The following is a 12739-nucleotide window of genomic DNA, read 5'->3' as shown; positions in this document are numbered from 1 at the left end:
ATTCTTCATCGGGTTCACCGCCATGGTGGGCCGATGAGTGACTGGGAGAATCGGTGATGCTGGGTGCGGTACATGGCAAATTGGTGTTCGGGCGGCGCATCGCGACCCTCGCGCGCGAGATCGCCGGCCGACTGCCACGAAACGCGCGCGTCCTCGACGTCGGCTGCGGCAGCGGCGATCTCGCCGCGCTGATCGTGACGCTGCGGCCCGATGTCGCCATTCGCGGCATCGACGTGCTGGTCCGTCCCGATACCGCCATTCCGGTCGAAGCCTATGACGGTGCGAACATTCCGCACCCCGACGGTGCGTTCGATGCGGCGATCGTCGTCGACGTGCTCCACCACACCGACGACCCGGAAGCGGTGCTGGCGGAAATCGCACGCGTGGCAAAGGTCGTCATTCTCAAAGACCATCTGCGGGACGGCATCGCCGCCGGGATCACGCTGCGCTTTATGGACTGGGTCGGCAATGCCGCACACGGCGTGCGTTTGCCGTACAATTACCTCTCGCGTTGCGAATGGAGCGCGATCTGGGACAGGCTCACGCTCAAGCCGAGCGAATTCGGTAACCGCCTGTCGCTCTACCCCCGCCCGTTCAGCTGGGCGTTCGACCGTGGGCTGCATTTCGCGACCATCCTGTCGCGCTGACATCAAGCAAAGGGCGGCGTGGACGATCCCCACGCGGCCCTTTGCTTGTGCCGACGGATCAGCGCGGGTCGATTAGCCCGATCAGGAAGCTGGTGAAGACCGTCTGCAACCCGATCAGCGTCGCGAGCATCGCCGGGATGGTCAGCCGCAGCATGGTCACGGGTTCCATCGGACCGAAGCTGTTGCCCATCCACATCGCCACCGCTCCGCCCAGCCCGGCCAACCCGATCACGAACAGCCCGCCGCCCAGTAAACAGCCGCGCTCGACGGTGAAGTGGCGGCGGAACCGCTCGACGCCCGTACTGGTCGGCCACAATTTGCCCGCAACGCCATACAGGCGGGCGACCGCGCCGAACCCGATCAACTGACTGCCGAGAAACGCGGCAAGCGCACAGAACAGCAGTGTCGTACCCGACAGTTCCACGCGACCCAGCTCGACGCTGGTCGTCGACAGGACGGCGACCCCGATCCCACCGACCGCACCCAGCGCGGTGCCCGGATACAGGAAGAGGTGCCGCGGCGCATGGGTCAACAGGAAGCGCAGGTGTCGCCACCCGTCACGCCATGTGCGCAGGTGCGGCGCGCGGCTGCGTCCATCGAGCGAAAGCGTCGTCGGCACCTGTCGCACGTCGAGCCGGTTCAGGACCGCCTTGACCACCATTTCACTGGCGAATTCCATGCCGGGAGAGGCGAGGTTGAGCGCCAGAACCTTGTCGCGGCGGAACCCGCGCAGCCCGCAATGGAAATCGCCGACCGACGAATCAAAGAGGTGCCGACCGAGAAAGCTGAGTACCGGATTGCCCAGATAGCGGTGCAGAAGCGGCATCGCACCCTTGGCGATCCCGCCACGGAAACGATCGCCCATCACCAGCTCGCCGCCCGCGCGCAGCGCATCGACGAACGGCATGAGCGCCGAGAAGTCATAGCTGTCATCGGCGTCGCCCATGATCACATAGCGTCCGCGCGCAGCCGCGATCCCGCCGATCAGCGCGGCACCATAGCCGCGTGCCTCGACCCCGACCAGCCGCGCACCCATCGCATTGGCGATCTGTCGCGACCCATCGGTCGAACCGTTGTCGGCGACGATGATCTCCCCCGCAATGCCGCTGGAATCGAGGAAGGTTCTGGCCTTCCGGATGCAAAGTGCGAGCGTCTCCGCCTCGTTGAGGCAGGGCATGACGATCGACAGTTCGATGTCGTCGATGGCCGGTTGATGCGGGACATCGACCGGGGCGGTCGGGACGATCATGGCCTGCACGCGTGTTCCCCTGTACCAGATATGCCACGAAGCTAGGGCGGAAGGTTGAAAAGACGGTTAACCATTGTCGGCTATCGTCGCTGGCGATGACCCCGCCACGCCCCGCCCGCGCCATGTCCCGCCCCGGCCTGATCGAAACCGCGATCGCACTGGCGATGGTCACGATTCTCGGGCTCAGCTGGGGGCTTGCCGATACCGCGCGGTTGTCTCGGCTGATCCTGCCCGATGCCGACGACATGATGCGCCTCGCGCAGATTCGCGACTGGATCGGCGGCCAGGCGATGAACGACTGGACGCAATATCGCATGGCGCCGCCGATGGGCTCGCCGATGCACTGGTCGCGGCTGAACGACCTGATCCCGGCGGCATCGATCCTGACCCTGACGCCGATCTTCGGCCGCTACCTTGCCGAACTGGTTACGGTGGTCGGCTATCCGCTGCTACTGCTGTTCGTCTCGATGCTGCTGGGCGCCAGGATCGCCCGGCGGCTGTGGGGCGAACGTGCGGGCGTGGCGGCAGTGGTGCTCGCCGGGCTTGCCTATCCGGGAACGACGTTGTTCATTCCCGGCCGGATCGATCATCACGCATTGCAGGTGGTCGTGATCCAGATCGCGGTTCTGGCGCTGATGACGCCCGGACGCGTTGCGGCAACGATCGCCGGACTGGCGCTGGCGTGCAGCATGATGATCGGGTTGGAAACTGCGCCGCAGGTCGTGGCGCTGATCGGCGTCGCCGCGGTCGGCTGGGCGGTGCGGGGGCAGCGCGACTCGGCGCGGCTGACGATGCTGGCGGCCGGATTCGCCGGGCTGACGCTGGTCTTCTACCTGACGATGCGGCCGACCTATTGGTCGGACACGCTGTGCGATGCCTTCACCCCCGCCTCGGCCAGCGCGATCATCCTCGTATCGGGTGTGCTGGCGTTGCTGGCATGGCTGACACCGCGCCTGACGTCCCCCTGGCAGCGACTGGGGGTAGGGGCGTCGCTCGGCGGACTGGTGATCGCGCTGGTACTGGCGCGCTATCCCGCCTGCATGACCGGGCCATACGGACAGGTATCGCCGTTCCTGCGCACCCGGTTCATCGCCCATATCGACGAAGCGAACAGCATCTTTGCGCAAACGCTGTGGTGGCGCATGGTGTCGCTGGCGGGGTTGATGGCGGCCGGCCTCGTCGCCTGCGGCTGGACCGCGTGGCATGCCTCGCGACGGTGGCCGCGATGGGCACCGATCGTGGCAGTCGTCTTGGTATCGGGACTTATCACGCTGTCGCAGGTGCGCGGCGTCTATATCGGCGCACCACTCAGCGTACCGCTGCTCGCGGGGTGGGTCGTTACGGCACGGCGACACGGACGGCCGCTACTGGTTGTAGTCGCCTGGCTGGCCGGTGCCGGCGTCACGTATCTGGTGGTTCCGTCCTATATCGATCGCTGGCTGAACCCGCCGCCCGCCGCCCTGCTTGCCAAGGGGCGCGCGGCGTACGCGACGCCGCAGATGGCGTGCAACAGCGGCAATACCTGGGAACAGGTCGACCGGCTCCCCGCAGGGGTCGTGATGGCACCGACCAACATGGCGTCGTACATGATCGGCGCAACACATATGAAGACGGTGGGCGCGGGCTATCACCGCAACGACCGTGCGAACATGGACATGTACCGTTATTTTCTGTCGCCGCCGGGCGTGGGCGATCCCATCGTGCGGGCGTGGCGGGCCGACTATGTGATGTTCTGCCCCGGCGATTTTTCGGAGATCAAGGTCGAGCGAACCTATCCGAACAGCCTCGCCACGGTCCTGACCCATGGTGGAACGCCGCCGGGCTTTGTGCGTGTCCCCTTGCACGGAACGCCGCTCCGGCTTTATCGCAGAGTCGACTAAAGGCGCGGGCATACGGGGAATAGAGACGTTGGCAGGTGAACACCGCCGTATGTGGTGGCAGACGCGGTGGTTCGTCGCGCTCATGGCGGTGCTGGCGGCGGTGCCGCTGCTGTGGCCCGATGTTCCGCCGATGGTCGACCTGCCCGGTCATATGGGGCGATATCGCGTCCAGCAACTGTGGGACACCGGACAGGCACCCTGGTTTCACGACTGGTATAATTTCGACTGGAGCCTGATCGGCAATCTCGGCGTCGACCTGCTCGTCTGGCTGTTCGAACCGCTGCTCGGCCTCGAACCGACCGTCAAGCTCATCATCCTCGCCATCCCGCCACTGACCGCCATCGGGCTGTTGTGGATCGCGCGCGAGGTGCATGGCCGCATTCCGGCCACCGCGCTGTTCGCGCTGCCGATCGTCTACAGCTTTCCGCTGCATTTCGGATTCGCCAATTTCGCGCTGTCAATGGCGCTGGCGCTCAACGCCTTTGCATTGTGGCTGCGGCTGGGGCGGCAGGGGCGGCTGCTGCTGCGCGGGATCGTGTTCGTGCCGATCGCCGGACTGGTCTGGCTGACCCATACGTTCGGCTGGGGGACATTGGGCGTGCTCGCCGCATCGGCCGAACTGATCCGCGAGCATGACAAGCGGCGCAACTGGTTCGCCGCCGCCTTCCATGCCGGACTCCACTGCCTCGTCCTCGCGCCCCCGGCGCTGCTGATGCTGTTGTGGCGGTCGGGCGGGCATGTCGGCGGGCAGACCGCCGACTGGTTCAACTGGCGCGCGAAGATGTTGTGGCTGACCATGACGTTGCGCGACCGGTGGCAGCTCTACGACCTTGCCTCGGTCGCGGTCTTCTATCTCGTGCTGTTCAAGGGGGTGCGCGATCCCAATATCGGCTATTCGCGCAATCTGGGCCTGTCGGCGCTGTTCCTGATCGCGGTCTATGTCCTGTTGCCGCGCATCGTGTTCGGGTCGGCCTATGCCGACATGCGGCTGGTCCCGTATCTGTTCGGTATCTGCCTGATCGCGCTCCGGCCCAAGCCGGGCCTGTCGATCCGCCGTGCCGGGGTGCTGGCGGCGATCGGGCTGGCCATCTTCGTCGCCCGGATCGGCGCGACCACCGCGAGCTTCTGGCTGTACGACCGCGCGTACGACCGCGAACTGGCCGCGCTCGACCATGTGCCGATCGGTGCGCGGCTGGTCACTTTCGTCGGGGAGACCTGCTACAACGAATGGCGCATGACCCGGCTGCAACATCTCCCTGGCATGGCGCTGACCCGGCGGCTGGCCTATGCCAACGATCAATGGTCGATGGCCGGCGGGCAGTTGCTGACGGTGCGCTATTTCCCGGCGCGCGGCTTTTCGCACGATCCGTCCGAACTGGTCACCGACGTCAAATGCCCGCGCGAATATTGGCGGCCGATCGCCGGCGCGCTCTACAAATTCCCGCGCGACGCGTTCGACTATGTCTGGCTGATCCGCCCGCCCACCTATGACCGGCGGCTGGAACAGGGCTTGATCCCGGTCTGGCGCAATGGCAGCAGCGCGCTGTTCCGGATCGACCACCGCATCCCGCCGCCGGTGCTGACATGGAGCGATCTGGGCAATCGGCCGTTTGCCAAACCCCGCCGCCGCCCGTCGCGCCAGATGGCGGCGCGCGACACCATCGTCCGGTAAAGGAGACGCTTCATGGACTTTCTCAACAACGCGCTGAACCTTGCCGGTCGCTTCGACCTGCCCGCCATTGCCGAAAAGGCCGGCATCACCCCCGAACAGGTGCAGACGGTCATCGGCCTGCTCGGCAAGTTCGCCGGCCATGTCGACCCGGCACAGGACGCCGCCGACCATAGCGGCGTATCGCGTCATCAGATCGAGGCGATCCTGTCCGAAATCGGCGGAGCCGACGCGCTGGGACAGGTCGCGCAGGCATTCGGGTTCGACATCGATGCAAAGGGCGGTGCCGGTGATGTGCTCGGCAATCTCGGCGGGATGTTCGGGCGGAAGTAAACTCAAAGCCCGATTCATCCGACTGAACACGTTGCCCCAGCGCAGGCCGGGGCCTCTTGCGGCTCCTGCCGCGTGCCGTCACCGGGAGATCCCAGCCTGCGCTGGGATGACGTCCGATCCAATGTTGGTAGATCAGGCTTACCCCCGCTTGAACGGGGTCATCTCGCCCAGATATTCCTGTTCCTGCCCGATCGCCGCGCGCTCGCGCTCGACGAATTCGGCGACCGCGCGGTGGAAACCGGGGTCGGGCAGGAAATGCGCCGACCACGTCGTAACCGGAACATAGCCACGCGCCAGCTTGTGCTCGCCCTGCGCCCCCGCTTCGACCCGCTGCAACCGCCGCGCGATCGCGGCATCGATCGCCTGATAATAGCATAGCTCGAAATGGAGGAACGGCACCTCCTCCACCGCACCCCAGTAGCGCCCGTACAGCGCATCGCCGCCGATCAGGTTCAGCGCGCCCGCGATCGGCCGTCCGTCGCGTTCGGCGAGGATCAGCAGGACGTCGTCGCCCATTACCTCCGACAGCAGCGGAAAGAAGCCGCGCGTCAGGTACGGCCGTCCCCATTTGCGGTTCCCGGTGTCCTGATAGAACGCCCAGAACGCATCCCAATGCTCCGCCCGGATGTCGCGCCCGGTCAGGTGCCGCACGGTCAGCCCGTCGAGCGCCGCCGCGCGTTCCTTGCGGATCGCCTTGCGCTTGCGGCTGGCAAGGTCGTTCAGGAAATGGTCGAAGCTGTCATAGCCGCGATTGGCCCAGTGAAACTGCGTCCCCGCCCGCGTCAGCCAGCCCGCCGCCTGAAACGCCGGCAACTGCACTTCGTCGACGAACGTCGCGTGCGCCGACGACAGCCCGTTCTGCCGCACCACCGCCTCGACCGCCGCGATCAGCGCCGATGCCTGCGCCGGATCGCGCAGCAGCAGCCGGGGGCCGGGCACCGGGGTGAAGGGCACGGCAATCTGCAGCTTGGGATAATAATCGCCGCCGGCCCGCTCCCACGCATCGGCCCATGCGTGATCGAACACATATTCGCCCTGGCTGTGCGACTTGGCATAGGCCGGCGCGATCGCGACCGGCACGCCGTCGGCATCGTCGACGATGATCGGCAGCGGCTGCCACCCCGACCGTCCGCCGACGCTGCCCGATTGTTCGAGCGCCGACAAAAAGGCGTAGGACAGGAACGGATTGCCCTTGCCCGCGCAGGCGTCCCACTGGTCGGCGGGAACGGCGCGGACGCCCTCGGCGATGCGGGCGGTGATGGTCGTCACATGGGCGAAGATAGGGGTGATGGCGGGCGTCGGGTAGCCCCCTTCACACCGTCATCCCGGCGCAGGCCGGGATCCATGGAAACGGCCCTCCCGGCAAGAGGCGTGACGCCGGTCTGTCCGTTGATTCGAGACTTGTGAAAGTCCCGAACCCCTCCCCCTGCCGTACCCCCGCGCAGGCGGGGGCCCAGGGTTCCAAGCGCAAGTCGTTGTTCTGTTCGGCTCTGGCCCCCGCCCGCGCGGGAACGACGAACAAGGCCTACGCCCTCGTCACCGTCAGCCCATCCCGAAACAGCAACTCGCGGCGCGGGACCGGTATCTCAATCCCGTTCTCCTTGAACAGATCCCACAACCGGTTGAGCACATCCGACCGGACGTTCCCCACCCCCTGTTCGGGGTCGCTGATCCACGCCAGTATCTCATGCTCGACCGCATAGTCGCCGTACGAGATCAGCCAGACATTGGGCTTGGGACTGCGCAATACGCGCGGGCTTTCGGTCGCCGCCTGCAACATCAGCTTCTGCGCCAGCCGCAAATCGGTCTCGTATCCCACGCCCACCGGAATGCGGACCCGGACGTTTCGGTCGGAAAAGGACCAGTTCTCGACCTCCTGCGTCATCAGGTTTTCGTTTGGGATCAGATGCTCCTTGCCGTCGCGGGTAATGACCGACACCGCGCGCACGCCGATCTTGTTGACCCATCCGAAGCTGTCGCCGACGACGATCACGTCGCCCGGCTTGATCGAGCGGTCCATCAACAGGATGATGCCCGCGATCAGATTGCCGACCGTCTTCTGCAACCCGAATCCGACCGCAAGGCCAAGGCCGCCGGAAAAGATCGCAAAGGTCGTCAGGTCGATGCCGAGCAGATCGATCCCGAAGAAGAACGCGGTAATGACCACCGCGATCGATGCCAGCTTCTGCGCCAGCAATTTCTGCGCCGGGTCCAGCCCCTTGGCCTGCGCCACGCCATGCGCGACGACCTTGTTGACGATCCGCACGACCGCATACAGCACCACCGCGGTCAGCAGGGTACTGACCAGCGCCAGCAGCGACAGCCGCCGTCGCCCGATCGAGAAACCGATCGCGTCGAGCGTGTCGGTGATCGGCTCCAGCCCGCCGATCGCGCCCGACAGCGCGGCGACGAACAGGATGAACCCGACCGTCCACGCCATCCACCGTGCCAGATGGACGCCGCGCAACAGCTGCACCGCCAGCCGCGCGACCGCCGCGCCCAGCGCCAGTCCGACGACGATGTCGGCCAACGCACCCCAGTCGTGCACCTGCCCGACCACCGCCAGCGCCAGTACCGCGACCAGGTGGCGGAGGATGTCGCACAGCCGCCCGACGATGCCGGTGGCATGGTCGCCCACCCGCTCACGCCACAGGCCGGTCAGCCCCGGCCCGGCCCAGCGCCCGACAAACCAGCCGAGCGCAAGCGACAACAGCACGAAACCGAGTGCCACCCCCGCCTCGGCCAATTGCGCGCCATCCCCGACCGGCAGGCCGCGCGCCGTCAGCCAGCCGGCGATCCCGTTCACCGCGTCGCCCGGAACCGCGCCAGACCGGCGTCGAGATCGGCGATCAGGTCGTCCACGTCCTCCAGCCCGATCTGCAACCGGATCATCGGCCCCTCCGCCGGCGTGCGGGTGACGCTGCGATAGCGGTGCGGATCGATCGGCAGCGCGAGGCTTTCGAACCCGCCCCAGCTATAGCCGATGCCGAACAGCGCGAGGCCGTCGATCAGCGCCGCCCGCGCATCGTCGCTGCCGCCGTCGAGGACGAACGCGAACAGCCCGGCGCTTCCCCGGAAATCGCGGACGAACAGGTCGTGCCCCGGACAGCCGGGCAGCGCCGGGTGCAGTACCCGCGCGACGCCGGGCTGCTGCGCCAACCATTTCGCGATGCGGATCGACGATTCGCCATGCTGTTTCAGCCGCACCGCCATCGTCCGCAGGCCACGTGCACCGAGCGCGGCATCGTCCGGCCCGACATGCTGGCCCAGTTGATAGGTCGCGTCGCGCAGTGCCTGCCAGTGCGATGCCACCGCCGTCGCCGATCCCAGCATCGCATCCGAATGGCCGACGACATATTTGGTGCAGGCCATGATCGTCACGTCGACCCCGTGCGCCATTGCCGGGAACAACAGCGGCGTCGCCCAGGTATTGTCGAGAATGGTGGTGATGCCGCGCGCGCGCGCGAGGGCGGTCATCGCCGGCACGTCCTGTACCTCGAACGTCAGGCTGCCGGGACTTTCGAGGAACAGAACCTTCGTCCGCGACGTCATCAGGTCGGCGATGCCCGCCCCGATCATCGGATCGTACAGCGTCGTCTCGACCCCGATCGTCCGCAGCATTCCCAGCGCGAAGGCGCGCGTCGGATCATAGGCACTGTCGGGCAGCAACAGGTGATCGCCCGGCTTCAGATAGGCGAGCAGCGCCGTCGTGATCGCCGCGACCCCCGATGGATAGAGCAACGTGCCCTCCGCCCCCGGCTCCAGTCCTGTCAACGCCTCGGCCAGCGACCATTGGGTCGGGGTGCCGCGCCGGCCGTAGAACAGGCGATGATGGGTATCGCTGCCCGCCGCTGCGCGCAGGCCGGCGACATCGTCGTACAGGATCGTCGATGCACGCCAGACGGGGACGTTGACCACGCCGCCGGTCCATTCGTCGCGCCGCCCGCCGGTGACGACGCACGTCGCGGGCGATTGCGGGGTGTCGTGCTTGCTCATGCGGTCACCTTCGGCGTCTGCGGATCGGCGGCCCATTCGGTCCAGCTGCCGTCATATAAAGCGGCGCTGCGCCCTAGCAGATGCAGTGCAAAGGCAGGGATCGCGGCGGTGATGCCCGACCCGCAGGTGGTCGTCACCGGCCGGTCGAGATCGACGCCCTCGCTCGCGAACAGTGCCGCCAGTTCCTTGGGGGACCGCCACGTCCCGTCGTCCCGAAAGAAGCGCGCATAATGCAGGTTGCGGCTGCCCGGAATATGCCCCGACGGCAGCCCGCGCGGATCGGCCTCGCTCCCGTCGAACCGCGCCGGCGAGCGGGCATCAATGAGTTGTCCCCCGTCGCCAGCGAGCATCATCGCCTTGGTCCGTACCGCCGCCAGGTCGGGATCGGCGACGAAGCGGGTCGGTTCGGACGCTGCGATGCCGCTCTCGACCGGGCGTCCTTCGCTGCGCCATTTCGGCAGGCCGCCATCGAGGATAGCGACCGGCAGCGTCGGCGCGAACCGCCGGAACAGCCACCACGCCCGCGCCGCCGTATGGTGCGGCGAATGGTCGTACAGCACGACCTGTGCATCCTGCCCTACGCCCAGCGCACCCAGCCGCCCGGCGAATCTGTCCGCCGTCGGCAGCGACGTCGCCTGGCCCGTCGACAGGCTACGCAGATCGAGAAAGCGCGCGCCGGGCACATGCGCGGCGGCATATTCGGCGGCTTCGTCGCGCGGCGGATCGGGCTGAACGGCCAAGAACGTCGCGTCGAGGACGATCAGGCCGGGGGTACCGATCCGGTCGGCCAGCCCTGCGGTGGAAAGGAGCGATTGCATGGGGGAGAGGCTTAGGCGAGCGGTCCCGCCGGTCAATCCCCGTACCGCGGAAGCGTGTCGAGCGCCTTCAAAAACCCCGCCGCCTGGTTACGGAGCGCCTGCTGCGTTTCGCCGGCCATCTTGTCCCAGCTGCGATACGGCATCGCCATCCGGGGATTGTTGCCGAACTTGTCGCGGTTGCGGACGACGAAGTCCCAATACAGTGCGTTGAATGGGCACGCATCGGGCCCGGTGCGCTGCTTCACGTCATAGCGGCACGACCTGCAATAATCGGACATCCGGTCGATATAAGCACCCGACGACGCATAGGGCTTCGACCCCAGCAGCCCGCCATCGCCGAACTGGCTCATCCCCAGCGTGTTGGGCAGCTCGACCCATTCATAGGCGTCGGCATAGACCTCCAGATACCAGCGATGCACCTGTTGCGGCTCGGCCCCGATCAGCAGCGCGAAGTTGCCGGTAATCATCAACCGCTGGATATGATGGGCATAGGCATTGGCCAGCGTCTGCCCGATCGCTTGGGACAGGCAGTGCATGTCGGTCTCGCCGGTCCAGTAGAAGCCGGGCAGGTCGCGCTTCGCGTTCAGGAAATTGCGCGTCACATAGTCCGGCCCCTCGCGCCAGTAGATGCCGCGGACATATTCGCGCCAGCCGATGACCTGCCGGATAAAGCCCTCGGCGGCGTTGATCGGCACCTTGCCGGCCACGAACTGCTTCTCCACCGCCTTGCACAGGTCGAGCGGATCGAGCAGCCCGGCATTCAGGTAGGGCGACAGCACCGCGTGCCACAGATACGGTTCGTCGGTCAGCATCGCATCCTGATTGTCGCCGAACCCCGGCAACGCATGGGTCAGGAAGGCGCGTTGCTGGCGCAGGGCGTCCTTGCGGGTGACGGCGAAGTCGAACCCGTCGAGCGTCCCGGCATGATCGCCGAAGCGTTCGCCGACCAATGCCAGAACGGCTTGCGTGACGTCGTCCGGTGCGAACGACAGCGGTCGCGGCATCAGCATGTCGCGCTGGGCGGGCTTGCGATTGTCGTGATCGAAATTCCATTTGCCGCCGACCGGCTTGTCGCCGTCCATCAATAGACTGGTCTCGCGGCGCATGTCGCGATAGAAATATTCCATGCGCAATTCGCGCCGCCCCTCCGCCCATGCGGCGAACCGGTCGTGCGAACACAGGAACCGCGTGTCGGCGCGAACATCGACGGGTATGCCGAAGACCGTCTCCCACGCCTCCAGCATCGCCTGCACCCGCCATTCGCCGGCTTCGGTCACGACGATCCGCGTCGGATCATGCCGTTCGACCGCCCGCGCGACCTCGCCGGTGAAGCTGCCGGCATTGTCGGGATCGTCGAGCGTCACATAGTCGACGCGCCAACCCGCCTCCCGCAGCGCGGCGGCATGATGCCGCATCGCAGCGAACAGGAACGCGATCTTCTTGGGGTGATGGCGGACATAGGTCGCTTCCTCGACCACCTCCATCATCAGGATCGTGGTGCAGCCGGGATCGGCGTCGCGCAACGACGACAGGCCCATCGACAACTGGTCGCCCAGCACCGGGATCAGCACCCGTTCCATTCACGCCCGCCTTTTCCTACATGGCGGCCATGGACCCGAAATTCCTTGGCCAGGCCAGCCCGCTTCCCGCCAACCCGGAAGCCGCCGAACTCGATTATGTTCCGAACCCGCGGGGCACGCCGTATCTGGTGCGCTTCACCTCGCCCGAATTCACCTCGCTGTGCCCGGTCACCGGACAGCCCGATTTCGCGCATCTGGTGATCGATTATGTGCCGGGCGAGACGATCGTCGAATCGAAATCGCTGAAACTGTTCCTCGGCGCGTTTCGCAACCATGCGGCATTTCACGAGGATTGCACCGTCGGCATCGGCGAGCGCCTGTTCCGTGAAATGAACCCGGTGTGGCTGCGCATCGGCGGCTACTGGTATCCGCGCGGCGGCATTCCGATCGACGTGTTCTGGCAATCGGGGGAAAAACCCGCCGGCGTGTGGATTCCTGAACAGGACGTGCCCGGATATCGCGGACGCGGATGATTCGTCGCGTTGCGGCAACGTTTCAACGGTCGAATCCTGCCGCAACGCACAAATCATGCAACTTTTATACGTATCGGAATGTTTCTGTTTGTGG

11 protein-coding genes are annotated in these 12739 nt (G+C 66.3%); 5 read left to right on the top strand and 6 right to left on the bottom strand.

Annotated features, from left to right (window positions below; all coding sequences use genetic code 11):
- Nucleotides 1-56: 56 nt before the first annotated feature.
- Nucleotides 57-647: a class I SAM-dependent methyltransferase gene (locus tag ASE50_RS03280; RefSeq protein ID WP_056395374.1), complete on the top strand. Its 591-nt coding sequence runs from the start codon at nucleotides 57-59 to the stop codon at nucleotides 645-647.
- 58 nt (nucleotides 648-705) lie between these two features.
- On the opposite strand, the gene ASE50_RS03275 is transcribed toward ASE50_RS03280, so the two are convergent.
- Nucleotides 706-1896 (bottom strand): glycosyltransferase family 2 protein, encoded by a 1191-nt coding sequence (locus tag ASE50_RS03275; protein WP_056395371.1) that lies wholly within the window; start codon nucleotides 1894-1896, stop codon nucleotides 706-708.
- A gap of 95 nt (nucleotides 1897-1991) precedes the next feature.
- On the opposite strand from ASE50_RS03275, the gene ASE50_RS03270 reads away from it, so the two are divergent.
- From ASE50_RS03270 to ASE50_RS03260, 3 genes are all read left to right on the top strand, one after another.
- Entirely contained in the window at nucleotides 1992-3776 is a 1785-nt protein-coding gene (locus ASE50_RS03270) for a hypothetical protein (protein WP_156347262.1), read from the top strand.
- Between the two features lie 82 nt (nucleotides 3777-3858).
- On the top strand, nucleotides 3859-5448 hold the full coding sequence (locus tag ASE50_RS03265) for a hypothetical protein (RefSeq protein ID WP_082438770.1): 1590 nt from the start codon (nucleotides 3859-3861) through the stop codon (nucleotides 5446-5448).
- 12 nt (nucleotides 5449-5460) lie between these two features.
- Complete coding sequence (locus tag ASE50_RS03260) at nucleotides 5461-5778, top strand: hypothetical protein (protein ID WP_056395360.1); 318 nt, start codon at nucleotides 5461-5463, stop codon at nucleotides 5776-5778.
- Nucleotides 5779-5916: 138 nt separating this feature from the next.
- Here ASE50_RS03260 and ASE50_RS03255 read toward each other — a convergent pair whose 3' ends face one another.
- The 5 genes from ASE50_RS03255 to ASE50_RS03235 form a co-directional block, all read right to left on the bottom strand.
- The gene (locus tag ASE50_RS03255; RefSeq protein ID WP_056395357.1) at nucleotides 5917-7047 is read right to left on the bottom strand and encodes a GNAT family N-acetyltransferase; all 1131 of its coding nucleotides are present in this window, start codon (nucleotides 7045-7047) and stop codon (nucleotides 5917-5919) included.
- Between the two features lie 256 nt (nucleotides 7048-7303).
- Nucleotides 7304-8584 (bottom strand): mechanosensitive ion channel family protein, encoded by a 1281-nt coding sequence (locus ASE50_RS03250; RefSeq protein WP_056395355.1) that lies wholly within the window; start codon nucleotides 8582-8584, stop codon nucleotides 7304-7306.
- Nucleotides 8581-9774 (bottom strand): cystathionine beta-lyase, encoded by a 1194-nt coding sequence (gene metC, locus ASE50_RS03245; protein ID WP_056395353.1) that lies wholly within the window; start codon nucleotides 9772-9774, stop codon nucleotides 8581-8583. Before metC ends, ASE50_RS03250 begins: the two co-directional genes overlap by 4 nt.
- Complete coding sequence (locus ASE50_RS03240; RefSeq protein ID WP_056395351.1) at nucleotides 9771-10592, bottom strand: sulfurtransferase; 822 nt, start codon at nucleotides 10590-10592, stop codon at nucleotides 9771-9773. Before ASE50_RS03240 ends, metC begins: the two co-directional genes overlap by 4 nt.
- A gap of 32 nt (nucleotides 10593-10624) precedes the next feature.
- Complete coding sequence (locus ASE50_RS03235) at nucleotides 10625-12172, bottom strand: cryptochrome/photolyase family protein (RefSeq protein WP_056395348.1); 1548 nt, start codon at nucleotides 12170-12172, stop codon at nucleotides 10625-10627.
- Nucleotides 12173-12201: 29 nt separating this feature from the next.
- Between ASE50_RS03235 and queF the strand changes: the two genes are divergently transcribed.
- Nucleotides 12202-12645, top strand: a complete 444-nt coding sequence (gene queF, locus ASE50_RS03230) for a preQ(1) synthase (RefSeq protein WP_200909450.1) — start codon at nucleotides 12202-12204, stop codon at nucleotides 12643-12645.
- The last annotated feature ends 94 nt before the right edge of the window (nucleotides 12646-12739 follow it).

It is taken from the genome of Sphingomonas sp. Leaf5 (assembly GCF_001421155.1).
GTDB lineage: Bacteria > Pseudomonadota > Alphaproteobacteria > Sphingomonadales > Sphingomonadaceae > Sphingomonas.
This window is presented reverse-complemented; position numbering and strand designations above follow the sequence as displayed.